Source organism: Streptomyces sp. NPDC052023, from assembly GCF_044548465.1.
Taxonomy (GTDB): Bacteria; Actinomycetota; Actinomycetes; order Streptomycetales; family Streptomycetaceae; genus Streptomyces.
Map to the genome: position 1 here is coordinate 560,700 of NZ_JBIUBW010000002.1, position 15,959 is coordinate 576,658.

13 protein-coding genes are annotated in these 15,959 nt (G+C 72.6%); 10 read left to right on the top strand and 3 right to left on the bottom strand.

The features are described 5' to 3' along the window. Window positions 1-85: 85 nt before the first annotated feature. Window positions 86-2,017: a protein kinase gene (locus ACIHCM_RS06680; RefSeq protein WP_399890093.1), complete on the top strand. Its 1,932-nt coding sequence runs from the start codon at window positions 86-88 to the stop codon at window positions 2,015-2,017. Window positions 2,018-2,162: 145 nt separating this feature from the next. After that, window positions 2,163-3,686, top strand: coding sequence for a substrate-binding domain-containing protein (locus tag ACIHCM_RS06685; RefSeq protein ID WP_399890096.1), 1,524 nt, complete (start codon window positions 2,163-2,165; stop codon window positions 3,684-3,686). A 38-nt stretch (window positions 3,687-3,724) separates the two neighbouring features. On the opposite strand, the gene ACIHCM_RS06690 is transcribed toward ACIHCM_RS06685, so the two are convergent. After that, window positions 3,725-4,474: an SLATT domain-containing protein gene (locus ACIHCM_RS06690; protein ID WP_399890099.1), complete on the bottom strand. Its 750-nt coding sequence runs from the start codon at window positions 4,472-4,474 to the stop codon at window positions 3,725-3,727. A 298-nt stretch (window positions 4,475-4,772) separates the two neighbouring features. Here ACIHCM_RS06690 and ACIHCM_RS06695 point away from each other — a divergent pair, with 298 nt between their 5' ends. The 7 genes from ACIHCM_RS06695 (at window position 4,773) to ACIHCM_RS06725 (ending at window position 11,132) form a co-directional block, all read left to right on the top strand. Beyond that, window positions 4,773-5,114 (top strand): YbaB/EbfC family nucleoid-associated protein, encoded by a 342-nt coding sequence (locus ACIHCM_RS06695; protein ID WP_399890102.1) that lies wholly within the window; start codon window positions 4,773-4,775, stop codon window positions 5,112-5,114. A 58-nt stretch (window positions 5,115-5,172) separates the two neighbouring features. Further along, complete coding sequence (recR, locus tag ACIHCM_RS06700; protein ID WP_189695777.1) at window positions 5,173-5,772, top strand: recombination mediator RecR; 600 nt, start codon at window positions 5,173-5,175, stop codon at window positions 5,770-5,772. Further along, window positions 5,765-6,421, top strand: coding sequence for a DUF5063 domain-containing protein (locus ACIHCM_RS06705; RefSeq protein ID WP_399890105.1), 657 nt, complete (start codon window positions 5,765-5,767; stop codon window positions 6,419-6,421). Before recR ends, ACIHCM_RS06705 begins: the two co-directional genes overlap by 8 nt. A gap of 216 nt (window positions 6,422-6,637) precedes the next feature. Then, the gene (locus ACIHCM_RS06710; protein ID WP_393103717.1) at window positions 6,638-7,915 is read left to right on the top strand and encodes an aspartate kinase; all 1,278 of its coding nucleotides are present in this window, start codon (window positions 6,638-6,640) and stop codon (window positions 7,913-7,915) included. Then, complete coding sequence (locus tag ACIHCM_RS06715; RefSeq protein WP_399890110.1) at window positions 7,912-8,964, top strand: aspartate-semialdehyde dehydrogenase; 1,053 nt, start codon at window positions 7,912-7,914, stop codon at window positions 8,962-8,964. Before ACIHCM_RS06710 ends, ACIHCM_RS06715 begins: the two co-directional genes overlap by 4 nt. Before the next feature lie 402 nt (window positions 8,965-9,366). Further along, a complete protein-coding gene (locus ACIHCM_RS06720; RefSeq protein WP_399890580.1) occupies window positions 9,367-9,942 on the top strand; it encodes a SigE family RNA polymerase sigma factor in 576 nt (191 codons plus the stop codon). A gap of 143 nt (window positions 9,943-10,085) precedes the next feature. Further along, window positions 10,086-11,132 carry a hypothetical protein gene (locus ACIHCM_RS06725; RefSeq protein WP_399890113.1) on the top strand — a complete coding sequence of 349 codons (1,047 nt, stop codon included), beginning with the start codon at window positions 10,086-10,088 and terminating at the stop codon, window positions 11,130-11,132. Here ACIHCM_RS06725 and ACIHCM_RS06730 read toward each other — a convergent pair. Further along, window positions 11,102-11,959, bottom strand: coding sequence for an SURF1 family protein (locus tag ACIHCM_RS06730; RefSeq protein ID WP_399890116.1), 858 nt, complete (start codon window positions 11,957-11,959; stop codon window positions 11,102-11,104). The genes ACIHCM_RS06725 and ACIHCM_RS06730 overlap by 31 nt on opposite strands. A 112-nt stretch (window positions 11,960-12,071) precedes the next feature. Here ACIHCM_RS06730 and ACIHCM_RS06735 point away from each other — a divergent pair, with 112 nt between their 5' ends. Beyond that, window positions 12,072-13,901: a prolyl oligopeptidase family serine peptidase gene (locus ACIHCM_RS06735; protein ID WP_399890119.1), complete on the top strand. Its 1,830-nt coding sequence runs from the start codon at window positions 12,072-12,074 to the stop codon at window positions 13,899-13,901. Between the two features lie 99 nt (window positions 13,902-14,000). Here ACIHCM_RS06735 and ACIHCM_RS06740 read toward each other — a convergent pair whose 3' ends face one another. After that, window positions 14,001-15,923: an NAD-binding protein gene (locus tag ACIHCM_RS06740; RefSeq protein ID WP_399890583.1), complete on the bottom strand. Its 1,923-nt coding sequence runs from the start codon at window positions 15,921-15,923 to the stop codon at window positions 14,001-14,003. Window positions 15,924-15,959: the final 36 nt, after the last annotated feature.

Below are 15,959 nucleotides of genomic sequence, written 5' to 3' on the forward strand. Positions count from 1 at the left end.
TAGAAAGCGGACCCGCCGTCTCCTGGTGCCGCCGCACTATTCTTCGGTCAACGCACAGGGGCGGATGGGGGGAGGCTGGTTCGCCGTGGACAGACTGGGGCCTGGGGATCCACCGCGGATCGGTGCCTACCGGCTGCTGGCGCGGCTCGGTGCCGGCGGCATGGGGCATGTGTATCTGGCGCGTTCGGACCGGGGGCGGACCGTCGCGGTCAAGCTGGTGCGCAAGGAACTCGCGGCGCAGGAGGAGTTCCGCGCGCGGTTCCGGCAGGAGGTGCAGGCGGCACGGCAGGTCGGCGGTCACTGGACCGCGCCCGTGCTCGACGCCGACACCGAGGCGGCCGTGCCGTGGGTGGCCACCGGCTATGTCGCCGGGCCGAGCCTGCAGCAGGTCGTGGGCCGGGACCACGGGGCGCTGCCCGAACGCTCCGTGCGGATCCTCGCGGCCGGGCTGGCGCACGCGCTGAAGGACATCCACGCCACCGGGATCGTGCACCGGGACCTCAAGCCGTCCAACGTGCTCGTCACCATCGACGGGCCGCGGGTCATCGACTTCGGGATCGCGCGGGCGATGGAGACCGTGACCGACGGCGGCCTGACGCGGACCGGCGCGCTCGTCGGCTCGCCCGGTTTCATGGCCCCGGAGCAGGTGCGCGGCGACCGCATCACGCCCGCCTGCGACGTCTTCTGCCTCGGTTCCGTGCTCGCCTACGCCGCCACCGGCAGCCTTCCCTTCGGCGGCGCGGACAGCGGGGTGCACGCCCTGATGTTCCGCATCGCCCAGGAGGAACCGGACCTGGACGGCGTCCCCGAGGGCATCGCCGACCTCGTGCGCGACTGTCTGCGCAAGGAACCGGCCGCCCGGCCCTCGCTGGACGACGTCCTGCGCCGCACGGGCGCGGAGGACACCGTCACGGGCGGGCGGTCCCGGGACCCCTGGCTGCCGGGCGGGCTGGTCGCCCAACTCGGTCGGCACGCGGTGCAGTTGCTGGACACGGAGGATCCGGAGTCGGCCGAGGGCGCCGACGCCGACCGGGGCGCGTCGCCCGAGCACGCGTCTCCCGCCGACGAGGCGGCACCGCCGACCGCCGGGCCGCAGCCGCTGGACCGGATGCCCACCGTGGCCGCGGCCCAGGGCGCCGCGCCCCCGGTGCCGCCGCACCCGGCGTACGGCTACCCGCAGCAGGGGCACGGCCATCCCCAGCAACCCCAGGGTCCCGGCTCGGCACCGGGCGCGGCACCGCCACCGCCGTACGTGCCCGCCCACGGGCCCCGGAGCGGCGGCGCGCCCGCCTCCGGCGCGTACGCCAGCGGCCCGTACGTCAACGGCCCTTACACCAGCGGCCCTTACGGGAACTCCTCCTACGGCACCGGCCCTTACACGGGCGGTCTCGGCCCCACCCCGCCCTACGGCACCCTTCCCACCGGCACCCCCGAGGAGCCGCCCCGCAGAAGCGGCCGCACCACCGTGGCGCTGGTCGCGATGGCACTGGTCGTCGCGCTCGCCGCCGGCGGGACGGTGTACGCGCTGATGGACGGCAGCGAGGACCCGCAGGCCGGCCCGACCGCCTCCGCGCCCGTCAGTTCCTCCGGCCCGAGCGGCCCCGAGGCGTCCACCCCGGAGCCCGAGCCCTCACCGCCGGCCTCGTCCACGCCCCCAGGCGGCCCGATACCCGACGGCTACCTCGGCACCTGGACGACCACGATCGAGAATGCGAGCGGGCAGCACACCCGCACGCTCACCCTCCAGCAGGGCGAGGTCGGCGACACCGTCCTGTCCCTCGTGGCGGACGGGCCCGCCGAGGGCGGCGGCAGCTACCACTGCGTCTTCCAGGCCGAGTTGGCGGAGCAGCCGGGCGCGGACGGGCCGGTGCGGGTCGGCCCGTCCACGGTGACGGCGGGCGAGCCGCCCACCGCCTGCACGCCGGGCGCGGCCACCGAGGTCACCCTCCAGCCGGACGGCAGCCTCCAGCGCCTGAACGGGACCACCGGGGAGAAACTGACGTACCGGCGCCAGTGACGAGCGCCGGGAGGCGGCGGAAGTCACGGTTCCTGTGGGGAAGTTGAACGGCCGGCGAACATTGCCGGGAGGGCCCTGACGGGCGGTTCGGACAGACGTACGGTGACCCCACGATCCGAGCTCTGTGAGTGGCGGGGGACCACCAGTGGAGTGGCTGAACATCGAGAACGTCATCGCCATCGGCACGTCCGTCCTCGGTCTCCTCGTGCCGATCGTGATGTTCCTCTACGACCGCCGGGTGCCGCGCCGCAAGCTGATCGGCTACCGCGTGCAGATGGACAGCCCGATAGGCGACGGCGCGGCCAACCCCCGCCTCGGCGACTTCGACGTACCGAACATGGCCGACGCCTCGCTCGTCCTGCTGCGCATCGAGAACGACGGGTCCCAGAGCGTCGCCGACAACGACTACACCTCGTCCGAGGTCCACGGCCTGACCGCCGACTTCACGGGACGCACGGTCCAGGCCGTCGCCGTCACCCAGCCGTCCGGCATCGACCATCTCAACAGCCACTTCACGAACGCCAACGGCTTCGAGCACGTCGGCAGCACGGTGACCATCCCCCGGGTGCCGCTCAACCCGGGCGATCACTTCAAGCTGCTCGTGCTGCTCTCCGGAGGACCGGCGGAAGGGGAGGTCAAGCTGATCGGTGGCCTCCGGGACGGCAAGGTGCACCGCAACAGCGCTCCGAAGCCGGACGAGAAGCAGCGCACGTTCAGTCCCGCGGCCCGGCTGCTCAGCGCCGCGCTCACCCTCGCCCTGATCCTCCTCGCCGGCATCATCGTGCTGCGGGACGGCAATCCGATCGAGTGCGAGCAGGGCGGGCTGAGGGTGATCGGCTCGACCGCCTTCGAGCCCGTCGTCAGCACGCTCGCCGAGCAGTACGAGAACAAGTGCGAGGGCGCCGACATCGCGGTGGAGGCGCGGGGCAGCGAGAACGGCGTCGCCGAACTCGCCGAACTGGGCGCGGAGTCGAAGAACGCGGCCCGGTCGGTGATCGCCTTCTCGGACGGGCCGATGGGCGAACGCTGGGACCTGACGGGAGTGCCGGTCGCGCTCTCCGTCTTCACCCTCGTCGTCCACCCGGACGTCGAACTCGGCCCGCACGGACTGTCCCTGGAGGAGGTGCGGGACATCTACGCGGGCCGGTACCAGCGCTGGGGGCAGGTCGTCCCCGGTGTGCAGGAGATCGCCGACCTGCCCATCGTCCTGGTCAGCCGGGGCGACGAGTCCGGCACGCGGCAGATCTTCCAGGACCGGGTGCTGCGCGGGTGGGAGCAGGCGCCGAGCACGTCACTGGACTGCCGGCCGCCCGCCCCGGCCGGTGACACCGTCACGCGCTGCGAACTCGGCTCGACCACAGCCGTGCTGGACAAGGTCGGGGAACAGCCGGGCGCGATCGGCTACAGCGAACTCGGCCTCGCCAGGGAACGGGGCGACGACGTGAACCGGGTCGCCCTGGCCGGCGACCAGCCCGACGACCGGCAGATCGAGCTGGGCGGCAGCCGCTACCCGTACAAGGACGTCGAGTACGCCTACACCTACGGCGCGCCCCGGCCCGGCTCCCTGGCCGCCAGCTTCCTCGCCTACGTCGACGAGTCCACCAGCCAGGACGTGATCCGCGACAAGGGGCACCTGCCGTGTCTGCGTGATCCGGGCCTGTGCGGCTGACGCCCCCGCGCGTTCGGCGACGGCGGCCGCAAGGCGGGTCAGCGGGGCTCGGGCGGGCGCTGCCGTGGCATGTTGGGGCGGGCCGCCGCTCCCGGGGGCAACGGGAACCTGCCCTGCCCGGCCGCACCCTCCGGCCGGCCCCCCGACACCAGGGCCGACTGGATCCCGAGCGGCGCCGGCCCGGTCCGGAACTCGACCATCCAGTCCGCCGTCTCCGTGCGCACCAGCTCCGTCACGTCCTCCGAGAACCTCCGCAGCACCCCGAGGCACCGCTCGGCCGCCTCCCCGGCCGTACCCTCCGTGGGCCCGAGCACCTCCCGCACGCTCTCCGCCGCCCAGTCGAACTGCAGTGCCTGCAACCTGCGCTGCACGGCCTGCGCGGTCGCCACGTCCCTCATCCACCCGGACGTCACGCCGAAGTACCGGTCCACCGCCACGCACGACACCCCGACCAGCAGCGCCAGGTACCCCCAGGGCGCCACACCGCCCACCACCCCGGTCAGGTCGAGGAACGGCAGCGCGGCCCCGGTCACGGCGCCCACCGCCGCCCCGCACCGCAGGACCCGGGCCTGCCGCCGCTTCCACACCCGGTCGGCGAGATACCAGGCCGCCGTGTCCAGCGCCCCGCGCTCCACCCACCGGTACAGCTCGTCCAGGCGCATGGCGGGCTCCGCCCAGTCCCCGAGCGGAAACGACCGCCCGGCCAGATCGCCCGGCCGCAGACCGGCGGCACCCTCGCCCCGCCCGTCCTGAGGCGGACCCTCGGGCTGCATCTCCGGCTGACCCACCCGGCACTCCCTATCGACCACAGCTGATCACGGTGCGTGACACGTCGTTACGGCGCGCGCGTCGTCACGACATCCCGCCTGATGGTGACGCCGATGCGCCGTGACCCTTCCTACCGCCCAATGGGTGGCGAAGGCCCTGCTTTCCCCTGTTTTCCGCCCGGAAGTGGGTCTTGATCAGGTATAGGAAATGCAGTCCTCTCACTCGAAAGAGTGCTGGGGCGACGGCCGCGTGGACCACGTAGGCTCGTGCTGAGCGGGAAAACCCCGTGTCTCGTGAGCCCCGGAAGAGGAGCTGATCGTGATCCCCGGTGGTGGCCAGCCCAACATGCAGCAGCTGCTGCAGCAGGCCCAGAAGATGCAGCAGGACCTGGCGAAGGCGCAGGAGGAACTGGCGCAGACGGAGGTCGACGGCCAGGCGGGCGGCGGTCTGGTGCAGGCCACGGTGACCGGCGCCGGTGAGCTCCGCGCCCTGCGGATCGACCCGAAGGCGGTGGACCCGGAGGACACCGAGACCCTCGCCGACCTGGTCGTGGCGGCCGTGCAGGCGGCCAACGAGAACGCGCAGGCGCTCCAGCAGCAGAAGCTGGGCCCGCTGGCCCAGGGCCTGGGCGGCGGTGGCATCCCCGGACTGCCCTTCTAAGACGGGCTGCGGGAAACTACCGTACGTACTGAACACCACCAGGAAGGGCGGCAGTCCGTTGTACGAAGGCGTGGTTCAGGACCTCATCGACGAACTGGGGCGGCTTCCCGGCGTCGGTCCCAAGAGCGCCCAGCGGATCGCCTTCCACGTGCTGCAGGCCGAGCCGACGGATGTCCGCCGGCTCGCGCACGCCCTCCTGGAGGTCAAGGCGAAGGTCCGCTTCTGCGCCACCTGTGGCAACGTCGCCCAGGAGGAGCTGTGCGGGATCTGCCGTGACAGCCGCCGTGACCCGGCGGTGATCTGTGTGGTCGAGGAACCCAAGGACGTCGTCGCCATCGAGCGCACGCGCGAGTTCCGGGGCCGCTACCACGTGCTCGGCGGCGCGATCAGCCCCATCGAGGGCGTCGGCCCGGACGACTTGCGGATACGGGAACTGCTGGCCCGCCTGGCCGACGGCACGGTCACCGAGCTGATCCTGGCCACGGACCCCAATCTCGAAGGCGAGGCCACGGCGACGTACCTCGCCCGCATGATCAAGCCCATGGGCCTGAAGGTCACCCGCCTGGCCAGCGGCCTCCCAGTGGGCGGCGACCTGGAATACGCGGACGAGGTGACCCTCGGCCGCGCCTTCGAGGGGAGACGACTCCTAGATGTCTGACGCCACGCTGCACTCCACGACCCGGGACCCGGACGACTTCGCCGTCCAGATCGCGGACCAGGTCGAGAGCTTTCTGGTAGCCGTCACCGAGGTGGCCCGTGGCGACGAGCCGGCCTCGGCCGTGCCCTTCCTCCTGCTGGAGGTCTCCCAACTCCTGCTGGCCGGCGGCCGTCTGGGCGCCCACGAGGACATCGTCCCGGACGAGCGCTACGAGCCCGACTCCGGCCCCGAGCCCGACGTCGACGGGCTGCGCGAGAACCTGGCCCGGCTGCTGGAGCCGATCGACGTCTACTCCGAGGTCTTCGACCCCTACGAGCCCCGCAAGGCCCCCGTGCCGGCCCGGATCTCCGACGACCTCGCGGACGTCATCACCGACCTCCGCCACGGCATGGCCCACTACCGCGCAGGCCGCACCACGGAGGCCCTGTGGTGGTGGCAGTTCTCCTACTTCTCCAACTGGGGGCCCACGGCGTCCGCCACCCTGCGCGCCCTGCAGTCGGTACTCATCCACGTCCGCCTCGACCAGCCGCTCGCGGAACTGGACGGTCTGGACACCGATCAGGGCATGGGCGACGACACCCTGGAGATCGAGGCCGGCAAGGTCATGCAGCAGGAGATCGCGGGTCCGCTCGGCCTGCGGGTGACGTAGCGGCCGGGGCGAGGGGCTCGTGACTTTGTGATGCGGGGCACTTTCCGAGTGGCCCGTCCTCTGTGCGGGCATGTGCTTCCCCGGAGCGGGCGGCGGAGATCTCACCATGCGATATCGCGAGGGTGATTTTCGGCCGCTCGTTAAACTGAGCCGACCGCGGTGCATATGCGTATCTGTGGACCGCGGAACATACGACGGACTGAGCGAGGAGCGCACGTGGGCCTTGTCGTGCAGAAGTACGGAGGCTCCTCCGTAGCCGATGCCGAGGGCATCAAGCGCGTCGCCAAGCGAATCGTGGAAGCCAAGAAGAACGGCCACCAGGTGGTCGCCGTGGTTTCCGCGATGGGCGACACGACGGACGAGCTGATCGATCTCGCCGAGCAGGTTTCCCCGATTCCTGCCGGCCGCGAGCTCGACATGCTGCTGACGGCCGGAGAGCGGATCTCCATGGCACTGCTGGCCATGGCGATCAAAAACCTGGGCCACTCGGCCCAGTCCTTCACCGGTAGCCAGGCAGGTGTCATCACCGACTCGGTCCACAACAAAGCCCGGATCATCGACGTCACGCCGGGCCGGATCCGGGACTCGCTGAACGAGGGCAACATCGCCATCGTGGCGGGTTTCCAGGGCGTCAGCCAGGACACCAAGGACATCACCACGCTGGGCCGCGGCGGCTCCGACACCACCGCGGTCGCGCTGGCCGCGGCGCTGGACGCCGAGGTGTGCGAGATCTACACGGACGTCGACGGTGTGTTCACCGCCGACCCGCGCGTGGTGAAGAAGGCCCGGAAGATCGACTGGATCTCCTTCGAGGACATGCTGGAGCTGGCGGCGTCCGGGTCGAAGGTGCTGCTCCACCGCTGCGTGGAGTACGCCCGCCGCTACAACATCCCGATCCATGTCCGGTCGTCCTTCAGCGGACTTCAGGGCACGTGGGTCAGCAGCGAGCCGATCGAGCAAGGGGAAAAGCACGTGGAGCAGGCCATCATCTCCGGTGTCGCGCACGACACCTCCGAGGCCAAGGTCACGGTCGTCGGCGTGCCGGACAAGCCGGGCGAGGCCGCCGCGATCTTCCGCACGATCGCCGATGCCGAGATCAACATCGACATGGTCGTGCAGAACGTCTCCGCCGCCTCCACCGGTCTGACGGACATCTCCTTCACGCTGCCGAAGACCGAGGGCCGCAAGGCCATCGACGCGCTGGAGAAGAACAAGCCGGGCATCGGCTTCGACTCGCTGCGCTACGACGACCAGATCGGCAAGATCTCGCTGGTCGGCGCCGGCATGAAGACCAACCCGGGAGTCACCGCGGACTTCTTCACCGCGCTGTCCGACGCCGGGGTGAACATCGAGCTGATCTCGACCTCCGAGATCCGTATCTCGGTCGTCACCCGCGCCGACGACGTGGCCGAGGCCGTGCGCGCCGTGCACACCGCCTTCGGACTCGACTCCGACAGCGACGAGGCCGTCGTCTATGGAGGCACCGGCCGATGACCGGACGACCGGCGCTCGCGGTCGTGGGGGCGACCGGAGCCGTCGGCACGGTCATGCTCCAGATCCTGTCCCAGCACGCGGACATCTGGGGCGAGATCCGTCTCGTCGCCTCGCCGCGCTCGGCCGGCCGCAAGCTGGCCGTGCGCGGCGAGGAGGTCGAGGTGGTGGCCCTGTCCGAGGAGGCCTTCGACGGGGTCGACATCGCCATGTTCGACGTCCCCGACGAGGTCGCCGCGCACTGGGCGCCGCTCGCCGCCGCCAAGGGCGTGGTGGTCGTGGACAACTCCGCCGCCTTCCGGCTGGACCCGGACGTGCCGCTGGTCGTGCCGGAGGTCAATCCGCACACGGTGCGGGTCCGGCCGCGCGGCATCGTCGCCAGCCCGAACTGCACCACGCTGTCGATGATCGTCGCCCTGGGCGCCCTGCACGCCGAGTTCGGCCTGCGCGAACTCGTGGTCTCGTCGTACCAGGCGGTCAGCGGCGCAGGGCAGGCGGGCGTACGGACGCTGCGGCAGCAGCTGTCCCTGGTGGCCGGTACGGAGCTGGGGACCGGCCCCGGCGACGTACGGCGGGCCGTGGGGGACAACACCGGGCCGTTCCCGGAGCCGGTCGCGCTGAACGTCGTGCCGTGGGCCGGATCGCTGCGGGAGGACGGCTGGTCGTCGGAGGAGATGAAGGTGCGGGACGAGTCCCGCAAGATCCTCGGCCTGCCGAAGCTGCCCGTCGCCGTCACCTGTGTCCGGGTGCCCGTGGTGACCGCGCACTCGCTGACCGTGCACGCCGGCTTCGAGGACGAGGTGACGGTGGACCGGGCACGGGAGATCCTCGCCACCGCGCCGGGTGTGGTCCTCTGCGACGATCCGGCGGCCGGCGAGTTCCCGACCCCGGCGGACGTGGTGGGCACCGATCCCACGTGGGTGGGGCGGGTGCGGCGGGCGCTGGACGACCCGACCGCGCTGGAGCTCTTCGTGTGCGGGGACAATCTGCGCAAAGGGGCGGCGCTGAACACCGCGCAGATCGCCGAACTGGTCGCCGCCGAGATGACCTGAGAGAAAATTGCCCCTGGCGATGTCCTGATCTATTTGTAGGATCAACGTAAGGATTTTCCTCCCCGTCCTCCGCAACCGTGCGGAGGGCGGGGAGCGTCTTTGCGGTCGCCCTTCCCGGGGTGTTGGGGCGCGTTGATCCGAGGCGTGGGGACGCCGATGAGTGGGCGTGGGGACGCTCGCTCGTATGGGATGTAAGGGAAGAGCGGGACGCATGAGTGCATATGGGGCACCGTCGGTCGTGCTGCCTGGCGCGAGAACGAGAGTGACGTCCGGCACGTACAACCCTGGCGGGGGTGAACGTGTCCAACTGGCGTGGCAGAGGTACTCGACTTCCCCGCGGTGGCCGGCGGCACGGCCCTGCGGCCGCCCCGGCGGCCCGTACGCACCCGCATGCCCGGCGGCATGCCGGTGATCGCGCCCATGCCCGCAGCGCGGCCCGCCCGCATCCCCGGTCAGCGTGACGGCGCCGAAGAGGTGGCGGCGGCCGGGACCACCGTCGACCACCTCACCGAGACCTACCGCACGCACTACCGGTCGCTGCTCGGTCTCGCCGCGCTCCTGCTCGACGACACGGCCTCCTGCGAGGACGTCGTCCAGGAGGCCTTCATCCGCGTCCACTCCGCCCGCAAACGCGTCCGCGACCCCGAGAAGACCCTCGCCTATCTGCGCCAGACCGTCGTGAACCTCTCGCGCTCGGCGCTGCGCCGCCGCATCCTCGGCCTGAAGCTGCTGTCGAAGCCGATGCCGGACATGGCGAGCGCCGAGGAGGGAGCGTACGACCTGCTGGAGCGAGCCTCGCTGATCAAGGCGATGAAGGGGCTGCAGCGCCGGCAGCGCGAGGTCCTGGTGCTGCGCTACTTCGCGGACATGACCGAGGCCCAGGTCGCCGAGACGCTCGGCATATCGCTGGGCTCGGTGAAGGCGTACGGCTCCCGCGGCATCGCCGCGCTGCGGATCGCCATGGAGGCGCCGGCATGACGGGAGAGCCTCGTGAGCGGGAGGAGCCCGCGCGGTGGGACCGGGCGCGTGAGGCGTCCGGCGACTCCTCGCCCGATATCTTGCGTGAGCCCACCGGGGCGCACGAGCAAGAGCCGAAGCAACCGCACGCTGGGAACGGAACTGTGAACCACGGCCTCGACGACCAGGGCTTCGAGGGCCTCGACCCGGACGAGCTGGCACTGCGCAGGATGCTGCACCAGGCGGTGCAGGACATCGAGCCGCGCGACGGAACGCTGGACCATCTGCGGCGGGCGGTGCCCGCACGCCGGGCCCGCAAGCGGCAGGCCGCCGTCGGTATGGCGGCCGCGGCGCTGTTCGTCTGCACCGCCGTCCCCGCGCTGGTGCACGTCTCCAGCTCCACCGGCCCCGACGCCAACCCCTCGATCGCCGGCCACGGCGCGGCGGCGCAGGGCGGCGCGAGCGAGGGCGGGAGCACCGAAGGCACGGGCAGCACCTCGGCCGGCTCCACGGGCTCGGCCGAGGACAAGGGCAAGGGCGGCTCCGAGAAGGACGACAAGGGCGCCGGCCCCACCCCGAGCAGCGGTGTCGTCGACGACAGCACCGACGGTGTCTACCCCTCTGCGACCAGCGCGGTCGCCGCCCCGGTCTGTACGGCGACCCAGCTCGGCTCGGCCACCGCGACCACCGGGGTCCCGGACGCGACCGGGGCGGTGTACGGCACGTTCCGGATCACCAACGTCTCCACCGCGGGTTGTACCGTCGGCGGCGCCGGTGCGGTGACCCCGCTCGCGCAGGGCGCGGCTGACGCGGCCAGGATGAGCGTCGCCGCGCACACGGCGGGCGACGCGGCGGCGGGCCTGCCCGACCCGGCCCTCGAGGTCCCGCAGCTGGTGCTGGAGCCGGGCGCGGCGTACGAGGTGCGGTTCGCCTGGGTGCCCTCGGAGACCTGCCCCACCGACCCCGGCGGTGACAACGGCGGCGAGACCGGCGGCCCGTCGCCCGACCCCTCGCCCACGGACGATCCCGGGACCACGCCGGCGGGCGGCGACACGGGTACGTCGACGCAGCTGATGACCGAGGACGGCACGAAGGACGGAAGCGTCGTCGTCTCCTACACGGCGGAGGCGGGCTCGCCCACGGTCTCGGCGACGGTGCCGAACGCGTGCGTGGGGACGATCTACCGGACGGGCGTGCTGCCGGTGTCGTAGGCGCCCTCGGCGTCCGGGGTGTCCGGAGCCTGCGAGGCGGTGGCCGTCGGGGCGGCCGGGGCGGTGCCGGTATCCAGGAGCCCCAGCTCGCCGTCCCGCACGAACTCCACCTCACGGCGGAACAACCGGAACCACATGAAGACGACGAAGCCCGCGAAGACGAACCATTCCCCGGTGTACCCCAGGTTCTGGAAGGCCTTGAGGTCGAGCCCCGTGTCCGGCGCCGCGCTCACGGGCACGGTCCGCATCCCGGAGTCGCCCTTGTCGAGCGTGACCCAGGCGTCGTACAGGTCGTGGGGCACGAGGTTCACCAGCGAGGCCGCGCTGATCGCCCCGGTCTGGCCCTCGGGCAGCCCGGCCCGTGCGCTGACGCCGTTCTCACCGGGGTTCTCCGAGGCCTGGAGCGCACCGGTGACGGTCACCTCGCCACGGGGCGGGGCGGGCACCTTCGCGGCGTCCGGCTCACCCGGCAGCCAGCCCCGCACGACGGGCAGGGCCTTGCCGCCGTCGGTGTGCAGCAGGGTCAGCACGTAGTACCCGCGCCGGCCGTCCAGCTCCCGGTCCGGCACGAGCAGCTGCTCGCCGTACCGGCCGCCTGCGGTCGCCGGGTCGCCGGAGGTCTCCTTGTCGACGGGCAGCAGCTCGTCCAGGGGCCGGGCGGCCTGCTTCCCGTCCGAGGTGGCCTGCTCCTCGGCGCTTCGATGATCCTCGACCCGTGCCTCGAACCGGCTCAGCTGCCAGGACCCCATGAAGACACAGAAGGGGATGGCGAGCAGCACGAAGAGGTTGATCCCCCACCAACGGGGGGTCAGCAGAAACCGGTACACGCCTCCAAAGGTACGGGGGGCCCGGGGCGCTGCGGGGTGCGGGGTCCCGAAGTTATCCACAGGCTGGGGACCTCGGGAGCGGGATGCCGGCCGGGGCGGGCAGTATGGGGTCATGACTGAGAGCAACGGGTCCCCCTCGCCCGAGCGGCGCGAGGCAATGCCGGACTGGGAGAAGCGCTTCCGGGCGCCGCGGGTGTCACTGCCCGACTGGGCGGAGGACGCCCCCGACCGCTCCCTGTTCGTGTCGAACGCGACGGGGACGTACGAGCTGTACGCCTGGGACCGGGCGACGGGTGAGCAGCGCCAGGTGACGAACCGGCCGAACGGCACGACGGACGGCCTGCTCTCCCCGGACGGCGCGTGGATCTGGTGGTTCGACGACAAGGACGGCGACGAGTTCGGGGTGTGGCGACGGCAGCCCTTCGCGGGCGGGGAGGACGAGCTGGCCGTGCCCGGTCTCGATCCGTCCTACCCGGCGGGCCTCGCGCTCGGGCGGGACGGGCGCACGGCGGTGGTGGGCCGCTCCACCGACGAGGACGGCACCACGATCCATCTCGCGCGCGTGGGCGAGGCGCCGGTGGAGATCTACCGGCACCGCGAGTCGGCGGGCGTGGGCGACCTCTCCCACGACGGTTCGCTGATCGCCGTCGAGCACACCGAGCACGGCGACGCCATGCACTCCGCGCTGCGCGTGCTGCGCCCCGACGGCACGCAGGTCGCCGAACTCGACGACACCAAGGGCGGCACGGTCGAGCTGGGCCTGGAGGTGCTGGGCTTCGCGCCGGTCGCCGGGGACACGCGGCTGCTCATCGGGCACCAGCGGCGCGGTCGCTGGGAGCCGCTGGTGTGGGACGTCGGCACGGGCGAGGAGACCGACCTGGCGCTGGACCTGCCGGGCGACGTGAGCGCCGAGTGGTATCCGGACGGCTCGGGGCTGCTGATCGGGCACAGCCACGAGGCGCGCGGCGAGCTGTTCCGCTACGACCTGGGCACCCGCGAGCTGGTGAAGGTCCCGACCCCGACCGGCACGGTGTCTGGCGCCACGGCCCGGCCGGACGGCAGCGTGGAGTACCTGTGGTCGTCCGCGGCCGAGCCGTCGTCGGTGCGCTCCACGGCCGGAGGCGTGGTGCTCGACCCGCCGGGGATGAAGTCCCCGGGCTCGGTGCCGGTGGAGGACGTCTGGGTGGAGGGCCCCGGTGGCCGGATCCACGCGCTCGTGCAGAAGCCGGCGGGGGCCACGGGACCGCTGCCGACCGTCTTCGACATCCACGGCGGTCCGACCTGGCACGACAGCGACTCGTTCGCGGCGGGCCCGGCGGCCTGGGTCGACCACGGGTACGCGGTCGTCCGGGTCAACTACCGGGGCTCGACGGGCTACGGGCGGGCCTGGACGGACGCCCTGAAGCACCGGGTCGGCCTGATCGAGCTGGAGGACATCGCGGCGGTCCGCGAGTGGGCGATCAGCTCGGGCCTGGCGGATCCGGACCGGCTGATCCTGACCGGCGGCTCCTGGGGCGGGTACCTCACACTGCTGGGCCTCGGTGTCCAGCCCGACGCGTGGACCATGGGCATCGCCGCGGTCCCGGTGGCCGACTACGTCACCGCGTACCACGACGAGATGGAGGCCCTGAAGGCCATGGACCGCACGCTGCTCGGCGGCACCCCGGAGGAGGTCCCGGAGCGCTTCGAGGCGTCCTCGCCGCTGACGTACGTCGACCAGGTCAAGGTGCCGGTCTACATCTCCGCCGGCGTCAACGACCCGCGCTGCCCCATCCGCCAGATCGAGAACTACGTCAATCGCCTCCAGGCCCGTGAAGCGGTCCACGAGGTCTACCGCTACGAGGCGGGGCACGGCTCCCTGGTCGTGGACGAGCGCATCAAGCAGGTGCGCCTCGAGCTGGACTTCGCGGAGCGCCACCTGAAGGCGTCCGCCGGGAAGTGACACTCCCCGGCTGAGATCTCCCCTCCCGGGCCCGGCGACCACGGATCCCCCTCGTGGCCGGGCCCGGAGAGGAGAGCCGGGTGAGCGCCGGGCGGACCCCTACGCCCCCGTTCGTTCCCGGCGTCTGCGGCCGAGGAGTTCCGCGAGCCCACGGCGGGTCGCCGCCAGGACCACGCGGTCCTCGGCGCGCAGCACATAGGTGGGCGGCAGGTCCCAGACGAGGTCCGAGGCCGCCGCGCGGTCCGAGGCCGCCGGGCTCGTCGCCAGGTCCGGGCGGCGTTCCCCCGGGGCCGCCGTGTCCAGGGCCAGCACCCGCCAGGAACCGGCCCGGAAGGCGTCGGCCACCGTCCTGCCCTCCAGCTGCCGGATGCCCCGCACCTCCACGGCCGCGAACAGCAGCACCCGCCGCTCGACGGGGATCGCCCCCAGCACCTGGCGCCCCATCATCGCCCCCGCGAAGGCGGGCGCGGCGAGATGCGTGACGCTGCGGCTGCGGGTGAGCGCCCGCGGGTGGGCGGCGCGCAGGGTGCGGTAGACGGCGGCGGCGAAGTCGTCGTCGTAGAGCCGCAGTACGACCCGGAGGTCGGGCCGGACGGAGCGGGCGTAGAGGACGGCCTCCAGGTTGGTGGTGTCGACGCTGGTCAAGGCGAGCAGCGTGTGGGCGCGATGGATCTTCGCCGCCTCCAGGACGCCCTCCTGCGTGACGTCCCCGAGCACCACCGGCACCCGCAGCCGACGGGCTGTCGCCATGCCCCGGGCCTCGGGGTCGGCCTCGACGCAGACCACGGGGATGTGCAGCTCCCGCAGCCGGGTCAGCACGCGCGTGCCGATCTTGCCGAGGCCGAGCAGGACGACATGCCCGCCGAGCCCCCGTGGCGGCCTGCGCAGCGCGGAGGCGCTCCGGAAGGTGCCGAGGGCCTCCAGCACGGCGGCCAGCAGCACCGGCAGCAGCAGTAACCCGACGACGGCGGAGAGGAGTTGGAGGATCTGCCGCCCGAGGGAGGCGTTGGTGGCGGGGTCGTCGATGCCGAGGATGTCGAGCAGCGTGAGATACGTGGCGTGCAGCGGATGGTCGCCGGTGACCACGGTCAGCGCGATCGCCAGCGCCACCACGGCACCCACCAGACCGGCCAGCGACCAGCGCAGCCGCCGGGAGAACAGGGAGGAGAGCGGCGGTACGACACCGGCCGACCGTCCGGCGGACCGGGGTGCGCCGGCGTAGGACACCTGCTCCAGCACCACCGTGCCGCGCCCGGTCGCGGCCGCCACCTCCTCCTCGTCCGGCAGCAGCCGGGGCCCGCGCTCCCCGCTGCCCTCCGACCCGTCGGCACCCGCCGGATCGCTGCTCGTCGCCGACAGCAGCGCCAGCGTGCACAATCCCGGGTCGGCGACCTGTCCGGGTGCCGGAGGCGTCCGCTCCACCGCGCGCAGCAGCAGCCCGTCGGTCTGCACGACCTTGCTGGTGCCGACCAGGGCGGTCGCGGCCAGCGCGGGCGCGGCGGTGTCGGCGTCGGACAGCACGGTCGTGGACGGGTCGAAGCCGGTGGCCGTCCCGTGCGGGGTGCCGGTCGCCAACGCGGCGGCCTGGTCGAGGAGTTCCTCGATGTGCTGGCCGAGCCGGCGGTTGTAGAGGCGCAGCACGATCCGCAGCCGGGGGTTGAGGCGGCGGGCGGTGAGGGCGGCGCGGATGTTGGTCTCGTCGTCGTCGTAGACGAGCGCCAGCGCGGTCGCCCGCTCCACGCCCGCTTCGGCGAGCACGGCCTCGGACGGCTCGGCGGCCTCCACGAGCCGCACGTTGCCGGGGCTCCGGCCGTTCACCGGGGCGCCGTTGCCCCCGGCCCGGCTGGCCGCGTTCACCATCCGGTCCAGCAGCGCGGCCGAAGCGGCCCGGGCGCGCCCGGCGGCCGGCTGCGGGACCGGGCGTTCGGAGGGCGGCGCGACAAGGGTCACCTGCTCCTCGTACACACCCCTGAGTTCGGCCGCGAGCCGGTGCGCGAGCCCGTCGTCGCCGCACACCACCATGTGCGCGGGCGCGTCGCCCGGCCGGCCCTGGTTCGG